This window comes from Sphingomonas sp. BK036 (assembly GCF_004216825.1).
Lineage (GTDB): Bacteria > Pseudomonadota > Alphaproteobacteria > Sphingomonadales > Sphingomonadaceae > Sphingomonas.
The window spans coordinates 30,225-49,707 of sequence record NZ_SGXR01000006.1 but is presented as its reverse complement, the minus strand read 5'-3'; the positions used below and the strand labels follow the sequence as shown (position 1 = coordinate 49,707).

Sequence of the window (19,483 nt, the reverse complement as noted above, 5' to 3'; positions counted from 1 at the left end):
GAGCGGAAGGACGACGCTCGACAAGCCCGCTGCCTGCACCATCCCTCCCGTCATCCTGACGAAAGTCAGGACCCAGAGCCACAAACGCCAACGCCCGTAACCCTGGGTCCTGACTTTCGTCAGGATGACGGAGGATGTGTGGGGTCGCTCGTCTGCCTCCATCCCGAATATCCCAGCTTTCGCGCGCGCGACGAATGAGGCGGATGACGCCTCCCTTTAGCTGCGGTACAGCATCCCCTCCTCCAGCTTGAGGCTGATCATGTCCGAAGATTTCTACCGCATCAAACGCTTGCCCCCTTATGTCATCGCCGAAGTGAACGCGATGCGGGCGGCGGCGCGCGCGGGCGGGGAGGACATCATCGATCTCGGCATGGGCAATCCCGATCTGCCGCCACCCGAGCACGTCATCGAAAAGCTCGTCGAAGTCGCGCGCAAGCCCAGCGCGCATGGCTATTCGCAGTCGAAGGGCATTCCCGGCCTGCGCAAGGCGCAGGCGAACTATTACGGCCGCCGCTTCGGCGTCGACGTCGATCCCGAGACCGAGGTCGTCGTCACGATGGGCTCGAAGGAAGGGCTCGCCAGCCTCGCCACCGCGATCACCGCGCCCGGCGACGTCGTGCTCGCGCCCAACCCGTCCTACCCGATCCACACCTTCGGCTTCATCATCGCCGGCGCAACGATCCGTGCGGTACCGACCACGCCCGACGAGGCGTATTTCGAGAGCCTGGAACGCGCGATGGCGTTCACCGTGCCGCGCCCGTCGGTGCTGGTAATGGGCTATCCGTCGAACCCGACCGCCGAAGTCGTCGACCTCGCCTTCTACGAACGCGTCGTCGCGTTCGCGAAGAAGCACCAGCTCTGGGTGATCTCCGACCTCGCTTATTCGGAGCTGTATTACGACGGCAAGCCGACCCCCTCGATCCTCCAGGTGCCCGGCGCGAAGGACGTTGCGATCGAGTTCACCTCGCTCAGCAAGACCTATTCGATGGCCGGGTGGCGGATGGGCTTCGGGGTCGGCAACAAGACGCTGATCGCGGCGATGACCCGCGTGAAATCCTATCTCGATTACGGCGCGTTCACGCCGATCCAGGCGGCGGCCTGCGCTGCGCTCAACGGCCCGCAGGATATCGTCGCGCGCAACCGCGAACTCTATCACAAGCGCCGCGACGTGCTGGTCGAAAGCTTCGGCCGCGCCGGCTGGGATATCCCGTCGCCCCGCGCGTCGATGTTCGCCTGGGCGCCTTTGCCGCCCGCCCTCGCGCATTTAGGTAGCCTTGAGTTCACCAAACAATTGCTGACTCACGCGCATGTCGCGGTGGCCCCAGGGGTGGGCTACGGCGAAAACGGCGAAGGCTATGTGAGGATCGCGATGGTCGAGAACGAACAGCGGCTCCGCCAGGCGGCGCGCAACGTGAAGAAATATCTCCAGTCGATGGGCGTCAACACACCCGCGCGTGGGGCCGGCTGACTCTAGCGTGGATATTAATCCGTTGTATTCGGTGGCCGGCGTGCTCGTCGGCCTTATCGTCGGGCTGACCGGTGTCGGTGGCGGATCGCTGATGACGCCGCTGCTGGTGCTCGTCTTCGGCTTCCACCCCGCCACCGCGGTCGGCACCGACCTGCTCTACGCCTCGGCGACCAAGACGGTGGGCACGACCGTGCATGGCTGGCGCGGGACGGTCGACTGGCGAGTCGTGCGGCGGCTCGCGACCGGCAGCGTTCCCGCGGCGATCGCGACATTGCTCGTGCTCAACCATCTCGGCGAGAAATCGTCGGACACCGGCCATGCGATCACCGTCGTGCTCGGCGTGACGCTGGTCCTGTCGGCGGTCGCGACCTTCTTTCGCGGGAAGATCGTCGCGTGGCTCACCCCGCGGATCGGCACCGTCGGCGGCGAGCGTCAGGCGATGCTGACGATCCTGCTCGGCGCCGTCCTCGGCGTGCTGGTCTCGCTGACCTCGGTCGGTGCCGGCGCGCTGGGGATGACCGCCCTGCTGATCCTGTACCCGAAGCTGCCGATCAACCGGCTGGTCGGATCGGACATCGCGCATGCCGTGCCGCTGACCCTGCTCGGCGGGATCGGGCACTGGATCCTCGGCTCGGTCGACGTCGACCTGCTCGTGTCGCTGCTGATCGGCTCGATCCCCGGGATCATCATCGGCAGCTTGATCGCGACGCGCGTGTCGGACCGCGTTCTGGTGCCGGTGCTGGCCACCGTGCTGGCGATTGTCGGCATCCGCCTGATCATCTGACATGCGCCCGGGTTTCGCCTTCTCGACGCGGTTTCGCGTGCGCTATGCCGAGATCGACGGCCAGCGCATCGTCTTCAACTCGCGCTATCTCGAATATGCCGATGTCGCGGTCACCGAGTTCTGGGACTGGACCGGGATTGCCACGGCTTTGCCGGAGGTGTGGCCCAGCACCGAGTTCAATGTGCGCCGCACCGAGATCGATTATCTGAAGCCGTTCCGCCTGGGCGATACGGTCGAGGCGTTCGTGCGGATCGAGAAGCTCGGCACGTCCAGCCTCACGAAGCGATTCGAGCTCGCGCATGCCGAGACGGGCGAACTGCATACGGTGATCACGATGGTCAGCGTGCATGTCGATCTGGAAACCGGGCGGCCGGTGCCGCTGCCGGACTCGATCCGCGCGGTGCTGGAGGCGTTGCCTTCGTCATCCTGACGAAGGGTGGCGTTACTCCGCCGCCTCGGCCTCTTCCCCAGCAACCTCGCCCGGCAGCGCCCAGATCAGGTCGCCCTTCCCCAGCACGCGGCCATCATGCGCGCGGACCGAGACCGGCTGCAACGGCCGCCGATCGCGCGCATCGACGAGGATCGGGAACGCCGGCACGCATGTCTCCCACCGCTCGCCCCATTGCCGGAGCGCGATCATCGTCGGCAGCAGCGCGAAACCCTTGTCGGTCAGGCCATAGGCGATCTTGCGGCGGTCTTCCGGGATCGGCTGCCGCTCGAGGATGCCGTGCTCGACCAGCCGCGCCAGCCGGTTCGCCAGGATATTGCGCGCGATGCCGAGCTCCGACTGGAACTCCTCGAAATGGTGCAGGCCGTTGAACGCGGCGCGCAGGATCAGGAACGACCAGCGCTCGCCCATCGCCTCCAGCGCGGCGGGCAGGCTGCATTCCAGCAGGGGTTCGCGCAACTTGCCCATCACGTCATCCTCGTCCGTGGGCGAGCGTACCGCATATGTCGCAGAAGCGAAACGCCCCACGCATTCGCCCTTCATGCAGCCATTAGATCACAGTGATCCGACGCTTTTTGTTGCCAAAAGTCCCTCCGCGGCCCCATCTACGATCCGTGCTGCGCCAATATGAACTGGTCGATCGCGTCCTCGACTACGATCCCGACGCCGACGAGGCTTTGCTGAACCGCGCCTATGTCTTCTCGATGCAGGCGCACGGGAGCCAGAAGCGCGCGTCCGGCGATCCGTATTTCAGCCATCCGATCGAGGTGGCGGGAATCCTCACCGACCTGCACCTCGATGCCGAGACGATCGCCACCGCGATCCTGCACGACACGATCGAGGACACCGTCGCGACGCCCGAGGAGATCGAGCGATTGTTCGGGGCGTCGGTCGCGCGCCTCGTCGACGGCGTCACCAAACTCAGCAAGATCGAGGCGCAGACCGAGAACGAGCGCGCCGCCGAAAACCTCCGCAAGTTCCTGCTGGCGATGTCGGACGACATCCGCGTGCTGCTGGTGAAGCTCGCCGACCGCCTGCACAACATGCGGACGCTGCACCACATCGCGAAACCCGAGAAGCGCCGTCGCATCGCCAAGGAGACGATGGACATCTACGCGCCGCTCGCCGAGCGGATCGGCATGTACGAGTTCATGCGCGAGATGCAGTCGCTGGCGTTCGAACAGCTCGAGCCCGAAGCCTCCGAATCGATCCATCGCCGCCTCGAACAGCTGAAACAGGGCGATGGCGACCGGATCGCCAAGATCGCGTCGGGGCTGAAATCGGTGCTCGCGCGCGCCGGCGTCGAGGCCGAGATTTCGGGGCGCGAGAAGCATCCCTATTCGATCTTCCGCAAGATGTCGGAGCGGCACATCAGCTTCGAACAGCTGTCCGACGTGATGGCGTTCCGCGCGATCGTGCCGACCGAGGAGGATTGCTACCGCACGCTCGGCATCATCCACCAGCGCTGGCCGATGGTGCCGGGGCGGTTCAAGGATTACATCTCGACGCCCAAGCGCAACGGCTATCGCTCGTTGCACACCTCGGTGATCCACGCCGACAGCGCGCGCATCGAGATCCAGATCCGCACCGCCGACATGCACGCGCAGGCCGAGTTCGGTCTGGCGGCGCACTGGGCGTACAAACAGCAGATCAACGGCAGCGACCGGCAGGTCAGCTGGATCCGCGACCTCGTCGAAATCCTCGATACGGCCGAAAGCCCCGAGGAGCTGCTCGAACATACGCGCATGGCGATGTACACCGATCGCATCTTCGCGTTCACGCCGAAGGGCGAGCTCATCCAGCTGCCCAAGGGCGCGACCTCGATCGATTTCGCCTATGCGGTGCACACCGATCTCGGCGACCAGGCGGTGGGCGCGAAGGTCAACGGCCGCGTCGTGCCGCTGTCGACGGTGATCGAGAATGGCGACCAGGTGCAGATCCTGCGCTCGAAGGGCCAGTCGCCGCAGCCGCAATGGCTGAACGTCGCGACCACCGGCAAGGCGCTCGCCGCGATCCGCCGGCATCTGCGCCAGAAGGAGCGAGTCGAGCAGATCGCGCTGGGCCAGACCCTGTACGAGGACATCGTCACGCGGCTACCCGCGCAGATCGGCACCGATGCGCTCAGCCACGCGCTCAAGCGGCTGAAGCTACCCGACGAATCCTCGCTGATGGTCGCGATCGCGCGGCGCACGCTGTCGGATGCCGCGGTGATGGAAGCGCTGATGCCGGGTTCCGCGGGCGCGGACGTCACGCATGCGCTGGCGCCGCAATCGAGCGCAATCTCGATCAAGGGCCTGACCCCCGGGGTCGCCTACGACCTCGCGACCTGTTGCCATCCGGTCCCGGGCGACCGGATCGTCGGCCTGCGCCGCCCCGATGCGGGGATCGAGGTGCATGCGATCGACTGCCGCGTGCTGGGCGAACTCGCCGAGCGATCGGAGAACGAGACCGACTGGGTCGACGTGGCGTGGGGCGACGAGACAGAGGGTGCGGTCGCGCGGATATCAGTGATGGTGAAGAACGAGCCGGGCTCGCTCGGCATCGTCTCGACGATCATCGGTGGGCACAAGGCGAACATCATCAACCTGCGGCTCGATACGCGCGACAAGAGCTTCCACACCAACGAGATCGATGTCGAGGTGCACGACGTGCAGCAGCTGATGCGGCTTATGGCGGGCCTGCGTGCGGCGGACGCGGTGCACACCGTGGAGCGGGTGTAGAAACATCCGACGATGACGGCGGGCGCAGCGGACGCTAGACGGGGGCGATGAACCGTCCCTCTCTCTCGATCGTCGTGCCCTGCTATAACGAGGCCGCGTGCCTCGACATCCTGCACGCCCGCATTTCCGGCGCGGCCAAGGTCGCGGTCGGCGACGATTACGAGATCGTCCTGATCAACGACGGCTCGCGCGACGACAGCTGGGACGTGATGCAACGCCTCGCCAGCGCCGACCCGCGGCTGGTCGCGATCAACCTGTCGCGCAACCATGGCCACCAGCTGGCGCTCACCGCGGGCCTCGATCTGTGCGCGGGCGAGCAGATCCTGATCATCGACGCGGATCTGCAGGATCCGCCCGAACTGCTGTCCGACATGCGCGCGGCGATGGCGGCAAGCCAGGCCGACGTGGTCTATGCGGTGCGCCGCCAGCGCGCGGGCGAGACGGTGTTCAAAAAGGCCACCGCCGCCGCCTTTTATCGCCTGCTGACTCGGATGACCGAAACGCCGATCCCGCTCGACACGGGCGATTTCCGCCTGATGAGCAGGCGGGCGCTGGATGCTTTCCTAAGCTTGCCCGAACAAGCGCGCTTCATCCGCGGCATGGTCGCCTGGATCGGCTTCCGCCAGGTGCCCTTCCCCTATGACCGCGCCGAGCGGCTCGCCGGCGAGACGAACTACCCGCTCGCCAAGATGATCCGCCTAGCCTTCGACGCGGTCACCGGCTTCTCGACCGCACCGTTGCGGTTCGCCAGCCATGCGGGGCTCGCGCTCACCGGCGTGTCGCTGCTGCTGTTCGTCTATATCGCGATCGGCTGGCTGTCGGGCAGCGCGGTGCAGGGCTGGACCTCGACGATGCTGGTCACCGTGTTCCTGGGCGCGGTGCAGATGTTCGTGCTGGGGATGATCGGCGAATATCTCGGCCGGCTTTACGTCGAGTCGAAGCGCCGGCCGCTCTATATCGTCGCGGACATCGCCGGCCCGATCCAGGGCAAGGCAACGCTGGGGTTCCGCGCGGAGCCGCTCGAGCCGGTGCAGGCGCCTGACCGCCCCCTCCCCGTTCGCTCTGAATAACGAACCCCGCCTGCCCCATCACGCCTCCACCCCGGCGAAGGCCGGGGCCCAGTTGGAAAGGTCGCAGTAACGACGCGCACCCGCAGTCAGCACCGTCCCCCAACTGGACCCCGGCCTCCGCCGGGGTGGTGATTGCTTGGTGCTTGCTTGCCAACTCGGGCAGGTGCGCCACGCCTATTCCGTTCGTGCTGAGCGAAGTCGAAGCACCTGCGCGCGGCCCCACCCCGTTCGTGCTGAGCGAAGTCGAAGCACCTGCGCGCGCGGCCCCACCCCGTTCGTGCTGAGCGAAGTCGAAGCACCTGCGCGCGCGGCGTGTCCTTCGACTTCGCTCAGGACGAACGGTTGGAGGGGGCGAGGTTTGTCAGAAACCTACCGCGGCACCGCCAACGTCACGATCGAAACCCCCGGCGTCATCGGCACGCGCCCGACCAGATGGCGTTCCAGCCGGAAGATCGTCTCGAACAGCGCGTTGACCGGCTTGGGCGGCGGGGAGTCGTCGCTGTCGTCGCGCCCCGTCATCCGCCCGGCGATCCGCGCCGCCGCCGCCAGCGGGAACAGCAGCGAATTGAAATAGCCTAGCTTCTCGGGCTTGAGCCCCGCGGTCTCGATCGCCGCCTTCAGCGTCGCCTTCGAATAGCGGCGGTGGTGGTGGTTCACGGTGTCGTGCGCGCTCCACATCCACTGGTGCGCCGGGACCGCGATGAGGATCTTGCCGCCGGGCGCGAGGCAATCCGCCATCGCCTTCAGGGCTGCGACGTCGTCCTCGATATGCTCGACCACATCGAGCACCGCGATCAGGTCGTAATGGCCACGGGGCACGCCCGGCAGTTCGGGCAGCGGCGCCGCGCCGACGGGCTTGCCGAGCCGCTCGCTCGCGATCTCGCGCGCGGCCGGGTCGATCTCGATCGCGTCGATGCTGCCGAACGCGGCGAGCATCGGCAGATTGTGCCCGGTGCCGCAGCCGATCTCGAGGATCTTGGCGTCCTTCGGCAGGCTGCCGTAGCGGGTCAGGTAATCGGCGAGGATGTCGCGGCGCGCGCGATACCACCAATGCGTGGAATCATGCGCGGCCATCCGGTCGTAGACGATGCGGTCCATCAGTAATTCGCCCAGTTCGTTGGAAGCATCAGTTGAAAACCCAAAGGCGGTTGAGCACGAAGCTCAGGATCGCGGCAAGAAGCACCGCGGGGATCAGCGGGATCCACGGGTGCAGGTGAAACAGCGCGGTGCCGATCCAGGTGATCAGCGCGTTGAGCGCGAGCCCGGCGCCCTGGACGATCACGAACTTGATATGCCGCCCCGCCCCAGGCTCCTTCGCATGGCCCTTGAAGCTCCAGCGGCTGTGCAGGAAGAACCCGACGACCACCGCGACGACGAACGCGAACGGCACCGCGGCCACCGCCTGGCGTGGCGGGAAGACATACGCCGTCAGCGGCAGGTAGACGAGCGAATAGACGAGGCTCGACAGGCCGCCGGCAATCCCGAAGCGCACGAGCTGGCCGAGCACGCCGCTCGCCCGCATCTGCTCTACCTGTCGCCAAATCGCCTGCATGCCCGCCTTGTTCTTTACCAACACCGCGATAGAGCGACGCTTGAGATATGCCCGCGCATCTAGAGTGCGTGCGGGCCGGAGGAAAGCGTTTTGGATCAGGCACCACCGCGGCGGAATACGCTGCTCGACGCACTCGATCGGCATTGGATCGCCTTGTCGCTGCTCGCCTGGGTGGCGGTGGCGGCATGGTCGATGGTCGATCGCTGGGGGCAGGTCCGCTGGCTGTCGCTCGGCGATACCGACGACAATATGCGGCTGATGCAGGTCCGCGCGCTGCTCGACGGCCAGGGCTGGTATGATCTGCGCAACTACCGGCTGAACCCGCCGGTCGGGTTCGATATCCACTGGAGCCGGATCGTTGATCTACCGATCGCCGGGTTGATCCTGTTCTTTCGTTTGTTCACCACCAACAGCTGGGCGGAGCGGCTGGCGTGCGGGATCGCGCCGCTGCTGCCGCTGTCGATCGCGATGCTCGGCATCGGCGCGACCGTACGGCGGCTGATCAGCCCCTATGCGTGGCCGCTCGCCATCGTGTTCATGGTCGGTGCGACCGGCACCATGCTGATGTTCATGCCCGAGCGGATCGATCATCACGGCTGGCAGCTGGCGATGCTCAGCCTGACGGTCGCAGGGCTGTGCGACCCCAACGGCCGTCGCGGCGGCGCGATGGTCGGCATCGCGAGCGCGGTATCGCTGTCGATCGGGCTCGAGCTGTTGCCCTATGCGGCGATGGCGGGCGCGATCATCGGCTTGCGCTGGGTATGGGACCGGGCGGAGGCGGAGCGGCTGTCGATCTATGCGCTGACGCTGGGCGGCGGCAGCACGCTGGGGTTCGCGCTGTTCGCGTCGAACGCCAACCAGGCGATGCGCTGCGACGCGCTGACCCCGGTGTGGCTGAGCGTGATGATCGCGGCGGGGATGCTGCTGTTCCTGCTCGCGCGGTTCGGGCCCGCCTCGCGCGGCGCGCGGCTCGCGCTGGCGGTGGCGGCCGGCGCGGCGATCGTCGCCGGGTTCGCGCTCGTCTTCCCGCAGTGCCTGGGCCGGCCGGAGGGCATCTCGCCCGAGCTGCAGCGCAACTGGCTGGACAATGTCCGCGAGGCCAAGCCGATCTACAAGCACAGCTTCCGCGTCGGCTTCGCGCTGGCGACGCTGCCGATCATCGGCCTGATCGGCGCGATCGTCGCCGCCTGGCGTGCGCGGCGCGATCCCCGCGCGGTCGGCTGGGCGGCGGTCGCGCTGTTCACCGCGTTCGCCTGCGCGATGCTGCTCTGGCAGGTCCGCGCCGGCCCCGCCGCGCAGCTGCTGGCGATTCCGGGAGCGACCGCGCTCGGCTGGCTGATCCTGCCGCGGCTGCTCGGCAACCGATCGCTGGCGGTGCGCGTGCTCGGCACGGTCGGCGCGTTCCTGATCGTCTCCGGGCTGTTCGCGGGGATGGTGATCCAGTATTTCCCGATCGACCGCCCCAAGCCCTATGAAAAGCGCGTCAACATGGCGACCGGCAACTGCCTGCGGACGACCGTGCTGCTCGCGCTCAACAAATACCCCGCGCAGACGATCTTCACCTTCGTCGACATGGGCCCGCGGCTGATCACGATCACGCATCACGATGCGATTGCGGGGCCGTATCACCGCAACGGCGACGCGATCCTCGACGTCCAGCACGCCTTTGGGGGAACCGCGGACCAGGCGCATGCGATCGTCAAGCGCCACGGCGCGACGATGATGCTGCTCTGCCCCAACGCGGCGGAATCGACCAACTACAAGGCGCGCAGCCCCAAGGGCTTCTACGCGGAACTCGCCAGGAACGAGGTGCCGGCGTGGCTGACGCCGCTCCCGCTGCCGCGCAATTCCCCGCTGCGGCTGTTCAAGGTGGACTGATGCCCACCGCCGTCATCCCGACGAAGGTCAGGATGACGGCCTAGTGCAGCACCACCGACAGGCCATCGAGCACGAACTGCACCGCCAGCGCCGCCAGCAGCACGCCGAGCAGGCGGGTGATCACCGCCTCGATCTTCGCCCCCAGGATCCGCATGATCGGCCCCGCGGCCAGCAGCGCGACCAGCGTCAGCAGCAGGATCGTCACCATCGCGGCGAGCACCACCGCTGAGCGCTCGAGCCCGCTGTTGCGGCTCATCAACAGCATCACCGACGCGATCGAGCCCGGCCCGGCGATCATCGGCATCGCCATTGGGAAGATCGAGACGTCCTCGGCCTCGGGGTCGCTCGCCACCTTGGCGGCGCGATCCTCGCGGCGCTCGGTACGCTTCTCGAACACCATTTCGAGCGCGATCAGGAACAGCATGATGCCGCCGGCGATGCGGAAGCTCGCCAGGCTGATGCCCAGCCCTTTCAGCAACGCCTCGCCGAACAGCGCGAACACGAACAGGATCGCCGCCGACACGCCGACCGCACGGATCGCCATCGCCCGCTTCTGCGTCGCCGACGCGCTGGCGGACAGCCCGGCATAGATCGGCGCGCAGCCGGGCGGATCGATGACCACGAAGAACGTGATCAGCGACGAAATATAGAGCTCGATCACAGCCCGGCCCGATCGAGCATGGCTTCGTCGACGGCAACGCCCTCGCGGCGCCCCGCCGAGACCAGCGTGTTGCGCAGCAGGCAAGCGATCGTCATCGGCCCGACGCCCCCCGGCACCGGCGTGATCGCGCCCGCGACATCGACCGCGCTCGCAAAGTCGACGTCGCCGACCAGCCCCGTCTCGGTCCGGTTGATGCCGACGTCGATCACCGTCGCGCCGGGCTTGAGCCAGTCGCCCTGGATCATCTGCGGGATCCCGACCGCGGCGACGACGATGTCGGCGCGGCGGATATGCGCGGGCACGTCCTTCGTCCGGCTATGCACGACGGTGACGGTGCAGCTTTCGCGGAGCAGCAGCTGCGCCATCGGCTTGCCGACGATGTTCGAGCGCCCGACGACGACCGCCTCCAGCCCGCTCAGGTTCGGCAACACGCTCTTGAGCAACAGCACGCAGCCGAACGGCGTGCACGGCACGAACCCCGGCAGCCCGGTCGCGAGCCGGCCGGCGTTGATCGGGTGGAAGCCGTCGACGTCCTTGTCGGGATCGATCGCCGATATCACCGCCTGCTCGTCGATATGCTTTGGCAAGGGCAGCTGGACCAGGATGCCGTCGATCGCCGGATCGGCGTTGAGCGTCGCGACCAGCGCGAGCAGCGCGTCGGCCGACACGTCGGCGGGCAGCCGGTGCTCGATGCTCTCCATCCCCGCCTCCCGCGTCGCCTTGCCCTTCGAGCGGACATAGACGCTGGACGCGGGATCCTCGCCGACCAGCACCACGGCAAGGCCGGGCGCGCGGCCCGCCTGTGTCCGAAAGGCGGTGACGCCGTCTGCGATACGGGCCCGGAGGCCGGCGGCGAAGGCCTTGCCGTCGATGATGGTCGCGCTCATGCCCGCGGCCCATAGAGCGCGGACGCGATTTCCGCCAGCGTAGCGACATCACCGGCGATGTGGAGGCGTTTCAGCCGCGCGGTTTCGCCCGAGACGATCGTCACCGCGCGCTTGGGCACACCGAAGCTCTTGGCGACGAGGGCGATCAGCCCGGCATTCGCGGCACCATCGACGGGCGCCGCCGCCAGGCGCGCAGCAAGATGCTCGGAGGTGCCGGCGGCGAGCGTATCGCGACCGCCGCGTGGGGTCACCCGGACGGCGATCGCCAGGCCGTCACCGACCGCGCGCCAGGCAGCCGGTCCGTTCAATAGGCCGCGACGAGATAATTCTGCGCGATGTTCGGGATGACGATGTTGGTCAGGATGTAGAGGATCAGCAGCACGACCAGCGGCGACAGATCGAGCGCGCCGAAATCGGGCAGGATCCGACGGATCGGACGATAGAGCGGCTCGGTGATCTTCTGCAGCGCGTTCCACACCGTGCGGACGAAATCGCTCTGCGTGTTGATGACGTTGAACGCGATCAACCATGACAGCACCGCCTGGATCACGATGACCCACCAGACGAGATTGAGCAGCAACTGGACGATCTGAAGAAGGGCGATCAAGGCGTGGGTCTCCGCTGGTATGATAGTAATATAAGGGAGCGGAGGGAGAACGAGAAGGCCTGCGCTGTCGCTCGCGCTCGTATCCCCCTAAACATCCTCACCCCAGCGAAAGCTGGGGTCTCCCGATTGGCGCGCGCGCGGCGTTCCGATCACTCCTTCTCCGTCATCCTGACGAAAGTCAGGATCCAGGGTTGCGGGATCGCCCCGCTGCTTGGCTCTGGATCCTGACTTTCGTCAGGATGACGGCGGCCCGCCCCTACCGCGCCGCGCCCGTCGCGCTCACCAGAGTCCCCGCGCCCTGCTTGGTAAAGATCTCGAGCAGCATCGCATGCGGCACGCGGCCGTCGATGATCACCGCGGCATCGACCCCAGACTGGACCGCGGCGACGCAGGTTTCCAGTTTGGGGATCATCCCGCCCGTCACCGTGCCGTCGGCGCGCAGTTCGGCGATCCGCGCCGGATCGAGATCGGTCAGCAATTCGCCCTCCTTGTCGAGCACGCCGACGATATCGGTCAGCAGGAAGAAGCGTGCGGCGCCCATCGCGGCGGCGATCGCGCCCGCCATCGTGTCGGCGTTGATGTTGTACGTGTGGCCGTCCGCGCCGATGCCGATCGGGGCGATCACCGGGATGATGTCGGCGGCGATCAGCGTGTCGAGGATCGTCCGGTCGACCGCGATCGGCTCGCCGACGAAGCCCAGGTCGACATGGCGTTCGATGCCCTGGAGCTTGTCGGGCTCGCGGCCATGGCCGACCTTCTGCGCGAGCACGAGGCCTGCGTCCTTGCCCGAGATGCCGACCGCGCGGCCGCCCGCCTGGCCGATCCAGCCGACGATTTCCTTATTGATTGAGCCCGCGAGCACCATTTCGGCGATCTGCGCAGTCTCCGCGTCGGTCACGCGCAAGCCGTCGACGAAGCGCGATTCGACGCCGAGCCGCTTGAGCATCGCGCCGATCTGCGGCCCGCCGCCATGCACCACGACCGGGTTGATGCCGACCGCCTTCAGCAGCACCATGTCCTCGGCGAAATCGCGCTGCAGCTCGGGGTCGCCCATCGCGTGGCCGCCATATTTCACGACGAACGTCTTGCCCGCATAACGCTGGAGGTAGGGCAGCGCCTCGGTGAGCGTTTCGGCCTTGGCGAGCAGGGCGGGATCGGGCGTGTGATCGGTCATCCGCGTCCCTTAACCAGTGCGCGGGGTTAGCGAAAGCCGGACCGCATATCACCAATTCCGTCATCCTGACGAAAGTCAGGATCCAGGGTAACGGGCGGCGTCCCTCGTGGCTCTGGATCCTGACTTTCGTCAGGATGACGGAGGCACGGACGTCAGGATGCCGGGCTTGGTGACACGCTCAACCCCGGTCCAGCCACCGCCCGAGCTTCACGAAGAACGTGATCATGAACGGCACCAGCACGATCGACAGCACGACCTTGGTCAGCATCTGCCCCGCCATCAGCTCGACGATCGGCCGCGCGCCGAGGAACGAGATGGTGATGAACAACACCGTGTCGATCACCTGCGAGACGATGCTGGCGATCATCCCGCGCAGCCACACCAGCTTGCCCTCGCCGCTGCCGACCTGCCCCGCCAGCTTGGCGAAGATCAGGACGTTGAGCGTCTGCGAGATGCCGTAGGAGATCAGCCCCGCCATCATCATCCGCGCACCCTGCCCCACGACGATCGGAAACGCGTCGACCGCGGGCGGGTACATGCCCGGATCGTGCGGCAGCGCCAGCACCAGCTGGATCAGCGCGGCGGACACCAGCAAGGGTATAAAACCGAGGCGGACCAGGAACGTCGCGGTCTTCTGTCCGTGCAGCTCGGCGATCGCGCTGCTGAGCACGACCAGCAGCAGGAATGCGAAGATCCCCGCCTCGACCGCGAGCGGGCCGAGCGCGACCTGTTTGACCCCCAGCACGCCGGCGATGCACACCATGCCGCCATACAGCACGGAGAAAATGAAGAGCGAACGCGGGAACGCGGGAAGGTCTGTATTCATCGCCGCGGACGCTAGCGAAAACGCGCGCGCCGTCAAATGACAAGCGGGGCTGAAAACCGGCCTGTCCTCAAATGACTGGCGACCGGCGCCCGCCCGTGTCATGTCGGCCGCTTGCGCAGCCGGGGGGCCGCGTGTGTCATCGTACGAGAACGCAGGGCGTCCATGGAAAGACTAGTCATCGGCCTGGGCGGTATCGCCGTCATCCTCGGCATCGCCGTGCTGTTGTCCAGCGATCGCCGCGCGATCCGCCTGCGGATCGTCGGCGCCGCCTTCGCGCTGCAGGCGGGCATCGCCGTGCTCGTGCTCTATTCCAGCTTCGGTAAGGTCATGCTCGGCGAGATGTCGGGCGGCGTCGCCAACCTGCTCGGCTATTCGCAAAAGGGCACCGAGTTCCTGTTCGGCAAGATGGCGACGCCTGAAATCGGCGGCCAGAGCTTCGCGATCGCCGCGCTGCCGGTCATCATCTTCTTCGCCAGCCTCGTCTCGATCCTCTATTATCTCGGCATCATGCAGTTCGTCGTGCGCTGGGTCGGCGGCGGGATCGAGAAGGTCATCGGCGTCTCGAAGGTCGAATCGCTGTGCGCGGCCGCGAACATCTTCGTCGGCCAGAGCGAATCGCCGCTCGTCATCCGCCCCTATCTCGCAGGCCTCACGCCCGCGCAGCTGTTCACGGTGATGACCAGCGGGATGGCTGGCGTCGCGGGCACCATCCTCGCCGCCTATGCGTCGATGGGGATCCGCATCGACTATCTGCTCGCCGCCAGCTTCATGGCGGCGCCCGGCGGCATCCTGATGGCCAAGATCATCATGCCCGACCGCGTCACCCCGCCCGAGGGCGAACTCGCGCTCGGCGACCTGCCCGGCGAAACGTCCGCGGGCGAACCCATGCCGCAGGCGACGCATGACGAGGAAAAGCCTGCCAACCTGATCATGGCCGCCGCGCAGGGTGCGCAGACCGGCGTCCGCCTCGCGGTCGCGGTCGGCGCGATGGTGCTGGCGTTCGTCGCGCTGGTCGCGCTCGCCAACGGCCTGCTCGGCGGGCTCGGCAACATGATCGGCCTGCCCGGGCTCAGCTTCCAGGGCCTGCTCGGCTATGTGTTCGCGCCGATCATGTTCCTGCTCAACGTGCCGTGGAGCGAAGCGGGCATTGCCGGCGGGCTGTTCGGGCAGAAGATCGTGCTGAACGAATTCGTCGCCTATATCTCGCTCGGCACGCAGCAGGGGCTGAGCGCACGCACGATCGCGGTCATCACCTTCTCGCTGTGCGGCTTTGCCAATTTCTCGTCGATCGCGATCCAGATGGCGGTGACGGGCAGCCTCGCCCCCAACCAGCGGCCGATGATCGCCAAGCTCGGCCTGCGCGCGCTGGCCGCGGGCAGCCTCGCCAACCTGATGTCCGCCGCGCTCGCGGGGCTGCTGATCGGCTGATCCCCCTGCCGCCAGAGTGACGGCGCGGAAAACGTAATCGGGCCCGCCGCCTTTTGGCGACGGGCCCGACGACACTGCCTTTGGGGGGGAAGGGGCAGATACTGACTCTTATAGTCGATTACGGCAGCATGACGGTGTCGATGACGTGAATTACGCCGTTCGACTGCATGACGTTGGCGATCGTGACGCGGCCCTTATGGCCCTTGCCGTCCATGATGCCCCAGCCGCTGCCGACCTTCCGGAACATCAGCGGCTCACCCTGCACGGTGGTGTAGCTCGCGGTGCCGCCATTCGCCTTCGCCTTGGCGGCGATGTCGGCGGCGGTAATCGTGCCGGGGACGACGTGATAGGTTAGCACGCCCGCCAGCTGCGCCTTGTTCTCGGGCTTGAGCAGCGTGTCGACGGTGCCGGCGGGCAGCTTCTTGAACGCGGCGTTGGTCGGCGCGAACACCGTGAACGGACCCGGGCCCGACAGCGTCTCGACCAGACCGGCGGCCTTCACCGCGGCGACCAGCGTCGTGTGATCCTTCGAATTGACCGCGTTCTCGACGATATTCTTGGTCGGGTACATCGCGGCGCCGCCAACCGTCGGGTTGGTCTGCGCGGCGACGATGGCGCTGCCGCTCACGACAATGGCAGCGGCGACGATCGCGGTACGAAACACGTGATTCATGGCTTCTCTCCTGCACGGAGCCTGTGTGCGGCCCACTGCCCGGAGATACGCGCAGTCTGATGGAAGGATGCAGCCGCCGTCAGAGAGTTGCAACGAGTTTGGACCAAGCCGCGCGCTCGTCCTCATAGCGTCGCGTCACCACCACGTCGCTGGCAGTCGCGGTCGTCAGATCGACCTCGACCGAGCCGCTCCATTCGAACGTCGCATTGCCCGACAGCGTCACCATCGCCGCCGCACTCGCCTGTGCCCGGACGAGCCCGCCCTTGTTGAACACGGTCGTCTGCGTGTCGTACGCGATCCGCCCGGTCAGGCACGCGGCATAGGTCGACGCCGCCATCGCGCTGCCGCAACTGTCGGTCAGCCCGACCCCGCGCTCGAACGTCCGCACGAAAAGGTCGCGCCCCCGCAGCTCGACGAAGCTGACATTGGCGCGGTTCGGCAGCCAGTCGGGCGCGGCCTCGCACGCTTCGCCGACGCGGACGAGCTCGGCCTCGTCGATCGTATCGACGAACGTCACGAGATGCGGGTTCGGCATCGCCACCGCGGTGAACGCACGCGCCGTCGGCAAGCCCGCGATCGGCGCGTCGACCACCAAGTCTGCCCCCACCGCCATCGGCCATGCCGCGACGTCGAGCGACGCCGGCCCCGCAATCTCGCGGACGGTATAGACGCCCGCCGCGATATCGGCGTCGCGCACCACGACCGCATCGCTCGTCTTGAGCAGCGCGGTCGCGGTCTGCGTACCCGTCGCGGCGAACCCCGCGCGCGCCACGCACCGCAGCCCGTTGAGGCACGTCTCGGATTCGCTGCCGTCCGAATTGAACATCCGCATCCCGAACGCGCGATCCGCATCGCCGTCGGTGAGCAGCAACAGCCCGTCGCCGCCCACCGGGCCCTGCCGATCCGCGAGCGCACGCGCGACCGCCGCCCACGCCGCATCGCCGAGCGTCGACGCGCGCGCGTCGATCAGCGGGAAATCATTACCGGAACCATGACATTTGACGAGATCGAAGCGCATGCCTGCCATCTAGTCATGCGACCGCGCCAAAGCGAGCGCCTAACCGATCGCATGATGCGCCGCCACCCGATCGAGCGCGAGCGTCAGCACCAGCCGCCCTGCCCGCGCCGGCCATTGCAACGCCTTCTCCGCGTCGGGCAGCCCCTCGCCCGCGCAGACCACGCGCCACAGGATATCCGCCAGCCCCGGCCCCGCCGCCGCCAGCGCCGAATCGAACCGCGCCTTCGCCGCGATCTGCGCCGACGTCGGATCGAGCCCGTCATGGCCGCCGTCATACCGGGCACCATCGACCCGCTCCGCCCAGCGCATCGTCACGCTCGGCGCGATCGATGCGCGCTCGTAATCCGCGCGCAGTCGCTCCCCCGCCGCGAACTGTCGTGCATCGACCAGCCCGCGCGCGCGCAGCCACCCAAGCGGCGATTCGGCAAGGTTCACCGTCACCGTCCGCCCGCGCCGAGCCCCCGACGGCAGCGGCACGCCCTCCGAATCGATCGACCGTTCCACCAGTTCGCGCATCCACCGTCTCCCATTGCCGCTTCCGGTTGCCATATCGGCACGGTTGTAGGACAGAGGAATAACCCATCTGGTTTGGAGCCTGCCGATGATCACCGCCATCCGCGAAGTCCGCCGCGCCAAGGGCCTGACGCTCGAGGAGGTCGCGCGACGCTGCGTCCCGCCGACGACGGCGCAGACGATCGGCCGGCTCGAAACCGGCACGCGCACCGTCTCGGTCGGCTGGCTCAACCGCATCGCCGCCGCGCTGGGCGTCGACGCCGCCGATCTCGTCACGCTGCCCGACCGCGCCGACCTGCCCGTCACCGCGATCCTCGACGCGCGCGGCGCACACGCCCCCCGGCGCACCACGACGGTCGCGCCGCCGCAGGTCGCATCGGGTCAGATCGCGGTGACGGTGTCGGGCGGCATCGGCGACTATCGCGTGGGCGACGTGATCTGGTGTGCGATGGTCGCGCCCGAGGGCTTTGCGACCATGCTCAACCGCGACGTGCTCGTCCCGCAACCCGCAGGCCGGTTCGCGTTCGGACGGCTGATCGGATGCGGCGACGGCGTCACCCTGTTGCCGCCGGGCGCGGGCACGCAGCCACAGACGATCAAGGACCCCGCCTGGATAGCGGTCGCGATCCGGCTCGTCCGCGACCTGTAACGATCAAATGCGGGGATGGTGGGCGATGACGGGCTCGAACCGCCGACATTCTCGGTGTAAACGAGACGCTCTACCAACTGAGCTAATCGCCCCCTCTCGGGTGGAGGTGCGATGCCAAAGCCCGGCGGCCGGGGCAAGCTAAAAGGGCGGGCGCGGTCACGGAATCCGCAGATTCGCCCCCGTCGTGGCCAGGATATAGCCCCGCATCGCCTCGCTCGCGCGCTCGGAGAGCACCATGAACGCGCGCCGCCGGTCGTGCATGTCGGGGCGGCGTTCGAACAGCCCCGTGTCGGTCATCCGCGCGATCCAGCGCAACGCCGTCGTCGGCGCGACCGCGGCGGCGATGCACAGGCTCGATACCGAGACGCGCGCCTGTTCGAGCTCGGCGGCGTAAAGGTCGAGCAGCATGTCCCAGCCCGGATCCTCGAACAACGCGGTGCCGAAAAACTGGTCGCGCAACCGACGCGCGCGGATCGCCCGCCGGACGTCCGCAGCACTCGGCGTGGCGAGCGACGGCTGCGCGCCGTAGCGGGTCGTCCGGTCGCCGACGATCGGCGCGGCGGGCGCATCGCCTGCAAACTCCGCCCGGGTCAGCCGCGCGAGCGCCTCGGCGATCCGCGCCACCTCGGTGTTCAGCCGCTCCAGCCGCATGCCATCGGTCTCGCGCCCGGCATCGAACACGCCCGCAGGACTGCGCGCGCGCTCGGCAGCGACCACGATCGCCGCCACGCAGTCCGCAACGCCGGGATCGACCAGCAGAGTCGTGCCGCCGCCCAGGGTCGCCGCTGCGACCGCATCGATCTGGTCGTCGTCCATCGCGACTACCAGCGCGGCCTCCAGGACGGCCGCGCGCGCGACGATCCGCGGCAGATGGTCGGCAAGGACGGCGGCGTCCACGCCCGCCGCCTCGACCACCACCAGCTGCGGTGTGGCGTGCAGGCCGAACGGCGCCTCCCACCCGATCCGGGCGACGATCCGCCCGCCGACCGCCGCCAGCGCCGCGGCGAAACGGTCGGGTGCGGCCTCTGCCGTAATCAGGATCGCGTCGATCCCGGTGTCGTACCGCGTATCGATAAAGTCGCCGTCGAGTGGGGTCATGGCTATCTCCGCTGGGTTGCGAAGACTAG

21 protein-coding genes and 1 tRNA gene are annotated in these 19,483 nt (G+C 67.5%); 8 read left to right on the top strand and 14 right to left on the bottom strand.

Annotation, left to right across the window (positions count from 1 at the left end):
• Nucleotides 1–259: 259 nt before the first annotated feature.
• Genes EV283_RS13535 through EV283_RS13525 form a run of 3 tightly spaced genes read left to right on the top strand, consistent with a single transcriptional unit; the run spans nucleotide 260 to nucleotide 2,682 of the window.
• Nucleotides 260–1,468, top strand: coding sequence for an LL-diaminopimelate aminotransferase (locus EV283_RS13535; protein ID WP_055874176.1), 1,209 nt, complete (start codon nucleotides 260–262; stop codon nucleotides 1,466–1,468).
• Between the two features lie 7 nt (nucleotides 1,469–1,475).
• Nucleotides 1,476–2,252, top strand: coding sequence for a sulfite exporter TauE/SafE family protein (locus tag EV283_RS13530; protein ID WP_130326263.1), 777 nt, complete (start codon nucleotides 1,476–1,478; stop codon nucleotides 2,250–2,252).
• A gap of 1 nt (nucleotide 2,253) precedes the next feature.
• On the top strand, nucleotides 2,254–2,682 hold the full coding sequence (locus tag EV283_RS13525; protein WP_130326261.1) for a thioesterase family protein: 429 nt from the start codon (nucleotides 2,254–2,256) through the stop codon (nucleotides 2,680–2,682).
• A 12-nt stretch (nucleotides 2,683–2,694) separates the two neighbouring features.
• Here the strand turns inward: EV283_RS13525 and EV283_RS13520 are convergent, their stop codons facing one another.
• On the bottom strand, nucleotides 2,695–3,168 hold the full coding sequence (locus tag EV283_RS13520) for a helix-turn-helix domain-containing protein (protein WP_055874186.1): 474 nt from the start codon (nucleotides 3,166–3,168) through the stop codon (nucleotides 2,695–2,697).
• Between the two features lie 146 nt (nucleotides 3,169–3,314).
• On the opposite strand from EV283_RS13520, the gene EV283_RS13515 reads away from it, so the two are divergent.
• Nucleotides 3,315–5,420 carry a bifunctional (p)ppGpp synthetase/guanosine-3',5'-bis(diphosphate) 3'-pyrophosphohydrolase gene (locus tag EV283_RS13515; RefSeq protein WP_130326259.1) on the top strand — a complete coding sequence of 702 codons (2,106 nt, stop codon included), beginning with the start codon at nucleotides 3,315–3,317 and terminating at the stop codon, nucleotides 5,418–5,420.
• A 47-nt stretch (nucleotides 5,421–5,467) separates the two neighbouring features.
• Nucleotides 5,468–6,490 (top strand): glycosyltransferase family 2 protein, encoded by a 1,023-nt coding sequence (locus tag EV283_RS13510; protein ID WP_130326257.1) that lies wholly within the window; start codon nucleotides 5,468–5,470, stop codon nucleotides 6,488–6,490.
• A 369-nt stretch (nucleotides 6,491–6,859) separates the two neighbouring features.
• Here EV283_RS13510 and EV283_RS13505 read toward each other — a convergent pair whose 3' ends face one another.
• Nucleotides 6,860–7,588, bottom strand: a complete 729-nt coding sequence (locus tag EV283_RS13505; RefSeq protein ID WP_130326255.1) for a class I SAM-dependent methyltransferase — start codon at nucleotides 7,586–7,588, stop codon at nucleotides 6,860–6,862.
• A gap of 28 nt (nucleotides 7,589–7,616) precedes the next feature.
• Nucleotides 7,617–8,042, bottom strand: coding sequence for a GtrA family protein (locus EV283_RS13500; RefSeq protein WP_199861061.1), 426 nt, complete (start codon nucleotides 8,040–8,042; stop codon nucleotides 7,617–7,619).
• Nucleotides 8,043–8,132: 90 nt separating this feature from the next.
• Between EV283_RS13500 and EV283_RS13495 the strand changes: the two genes are divergently transcribed.
• Complete coding sequence (locus tag EV283_RS13495) at nucleotides 8,133–9,920, top strand: AcrB/AcrD/AcrF family protein (protein WP_207223142.1); 1,788 nt, start codon at nucleotides 8,133–8,135, stop codon at nucleotides 9,918–9,920.
• A 40-nt stretch (nucleotides 9,921–9,960) separates the two neighbouring features.
• Here the strand turns inward: EV283_RS13495 and EV283_RS13490 are convergent, their stop codons facing one another.
• The 6 genes from EV283_RS13490 to EV283_RS13465 form a co-directional block, all read right to left on the bottom strand.
• Entirely contained in the window at nucleotides 9,961–10,581 is a 621-nt protein-coding gene (locus EV283_RS13490) for a MarC family protein (RefSeq protein WP_130326253.1), read from the bottom strand.
• Entirely contained in the window at nucleotides 10,578–11,468 is an 891-nt protein-coding gene (gene folD, locus EV283_RS13485; protein WP_130326251.1) for a bifunctional methylenetetrahydrofolate dehydrogenase/methenyltetrahydrofolate cyclohydrolase FolD, read from the bottom strand. Before folD ends, EV283_RS13490 begins: the two co-directional genes overlap by 4 nt.
• On the bottom strand, nucleotides 11,465–11,776 hold the full coding sequence (locus EV283_RS13480; protein ID WP_130326249.1) for a DUF167 family protein: 312 nt from the start codon (nucleotides 11,774–11,776) through the stop codon (nucleotides 11,465–11,467). Before EV283_RS13480 ends, folD begins: the two co-directional genes overlap by 4 nt.
• Nucleotides 11,773–12,075: a YggT family protein gene (locus EV283_RS13475; protein WP_055874210.1), complete on the bottom strand. Its 303-nt coding sequence runs from the start codon at nucleotides 12,073–12,075 to the stop codon at nucleotides 11,773–11,775. The genes EV283_RS13480 and EV283_RS13475 overlap by 4 nt, the downstream gene beginning before the upstream one ends.
• A 256-nt stretch (nucleotides 12,076–12,331) precedes the next feature.
• Nucleotides 12,332–13,249 (bottom strand): acetylglutamate kinase, encoded by a 918-nt coding sequence (argB, locus tag EV283_RS13470; protein ID WP_055874213.1) that lies wholly within the window; start codon nucleotides 13,247–13,249, stop codon nucleotides 12,332–12,334.
• A gap of 178 nt (nucleotides 13,250–13,427) precedes the next feature.
• A complete protein-coding gene (locus EV283_RS13465; RefSeq protein ID WP_130326248.1) occupies nucleotides 13,428–14,075 on the bottom strand; it encodes a queuosine precursor transporter in 648 nt (215 codons plus the stop codon).
• A gap of 162 nt (nucleotides 14,076–14,237) precedes the next feature.
• On the opposite strand from EV283_RS13465, the gene EV283_RS13460 reads away from it, so the two are divergent.
• The gene (locus EV283_RS13460; RefSeq protein ID WP_130326246.1) at nucleotides 14,238–15,503 is read left to right on the top strand and encodes a nucleoside transporter C-terminal domain-containing protein; all 1,266 of its coding nucleotides are present in this window, start codon (nucleotides 14,238–14,240) and stop codon (nucleotides 15,501–15,503) included.
• 118 nt (nucleotides 15,504–15,621) lie between these two features.
• Here EV283_RS13460 and EV283_RS13455 read toward each other — a convergent pair whose 3' ends face one another.
• The 3 genes from EV283_RS13455 to EV283_RS13445 all read right to left on the bottom strand — a co-directional run bounded on the left by EV283_RS13455 (nucleotide 15,622) and on the right by EV283_RS13445 (nucleotide 17,710).
• Nucleotides 15,622–16,176 carry a fasciclin domain-containing protein gene (locus EV283_RS13455; protein ID WP_130326244.1) on the bottom strand — a complete coding sequence of 185 codons (555 nt, stop codon included), beginning with the start codon at nucleotides 16,174–16,176 and terminating at the stop codon, nucleotides 15,622–15,624.
• A gap of 79 nt (nucleotides 16,177–16,255) precedes the next feature.
• Nucleotides 16,256–17,194, bottom strand: a complete 939-nt coding sequence (dapF, locus tag EV283_RS13450; RefSeq protein ID WP_130326242.1) for a diaminopimelate epimerase — start codon at nucleotides 17,192–17,194, stop codon at nucleotides 16,256–16,258.
• Between the two features lie 39 nt (nucleotides 17,195–17,233).
• A complete protein-coding gene (locus EV283_RS13445; RefSeq protein WP_130326240.1) occupies nucleotides 17,234–17,710 on the bottom strand; it encodes a DUF6456 domain-containing protein in 477 nt (158 codons plus the stop codon).
• Nucleotides 17,711–17,795: 85 nt separating this feature from the next.
• On the opposite strand from EV283_RS13445, the gene EV283_RS13440 reads away from it, so the two are divergent.
• On the top strand, nucleotides 17,796–18,356 hold the full coding sequence (locus EV283_RS13440; RefSeq protein WP_130326238.1) for a helix-turn-helix transcriptional regulator: 561 nt from the start codon (nucleotides 17,796–17,798) through the stop codon (nucleotides 18,354–18,356).
• A 16-nt stretch (nucleotides 18,357–18,372) separates the two neighbouring features.
• Here the strand turns inward: EV283_RS13440 and EV283_RS13435 are convergent.
• Together EV283_RS13435 and EV283_RS13430 are read right to left on the bottom strand one after the other, a co-directional pair.
• A tRNA-Val gene (locus tag EV283_RS13435) sits at nucleotides 18,373–18,448 on the bottom strand.
• A 64-nt stretch (nucleotides 18,449–18,512) separates the two neighbouring features.
• On the bottom strand, nucleotides 18,513–19,454 hold the full coding sequence (locus tag EV283_RS13430) for a MarR family winged helix-turn-helix transcriptional regulator (RefSeq protein WP_130326236.1): 942 nt from the start codon (nucleotides 19,452–19,454) through the stop codon (nucleotides 18,513–18,515).
• Nucleotides 19,455–19,483 lie beyond the last annotated feature (29 nt).

Bases quoted from the DNA above. Each gene is read 5' to 3' on its own strand.
- EV283_RS13460 (WP_130326246.1), top strand. From the start codon at position 14,238: ATGGAAAGACTAGTCATCGGCCTGGGCGGTATCGCCGTCATCCTCGGC.
- EV283_RS13440 (WP_130326238.1), top strand. From the start codon at position 17,796: ATGATCACCGCCATCCGCGAAGTCCGCCGCGCCAAGGGCCTGACGCTC.
- EV283_RS13445 (WP_130326240.1), bottom strand. From the start codon at position 17,710: ATGCGCGAACTGGTGGAACGGTCGATCGATTCGGAGGGCGTGCCGCTG.
- EV283_RS13465 (WP_130326248.1), bottom strand. From the start codon at position 14,075: ATGAATACAGACCTTCCCGCGTTCCCGCGTTCGCTCTTCATTTTCTCC.
- EV283_RS13430 (WP_130326236.1), bottom strand. From the start codon at position 19,454: ATGACCCCACTCGACGGCGACTTTATCGATACGCGGTACGACACCGGG.
- folD (WP_130326251.1), bottom strand. From the start codon at position 11,468: ATGAGCGCGACCATCATCGACGGCAAGGCCTTCGCCGCCGGCCTCCGG.
- EV283_RS13510 (WP_130326257.1), top strand. From the start codon at position 5,468: ATGAACCGTCCCTCTCTCTCGATCGTCGTGCCCTGCTATAACGAGGCC.
- EV283_RS13535 (WP_055874176.1), top strand. From the start codon at position 260: ATGTCCGAAGATTTCTACCGCATCAAACGCTTGCCCCCTTATGTCATC.
- EV283_RS13520 (WP_055874186.1), bottom strand. From the start codon at position 3,168: ATGGGCAAGTTGCGCGAACCCCTGCTGGAATGCAGCCTGCCCGCCGCG.
- EV283_RS13500 (WP_199861061.1), bottom strand. From the start codon at position 8,042: ATGCAGGCGATTTGGCGACAGGTAGAGCAGATGCGGGCGAGCGGCGTG.
- EV283_RS13525 (WP_130326261.1), top strand. From the start codon at position 2,254: ATGCGCCCGGGTTTCGCCTTCTCGACGCGGTTTCGCGTGCGCTATGCC.
- EV283_RS13505 (WP_130326255.1), bottom strand. From the start codon at position 7,588: ATGGACCGCATCGTCTACGACCGGATGGCCGCGCATGATTCCACGCAT.
- argB (WP_055874213.1), bottom strand. From the start codon at position 13,249: ATGACCGATCACACGCCCGATCCCGCCCTGCTCGCCAAGGCCGAAACG.
- dapF (WP_130326242.1), bottom strand. From the start codon at position 17,194: ATGCGCTTCGATCTCGTCAAATGTCATGGTTCCGGTAATGATTTCCCG.
- EV283_RS13455 (WP_130326244.1), bottom strand. From the start codon at position 16,176: ATGAATCACGTGTTTCGTACCGCGATCGTCGCCGCTGCCATTGTCGTG.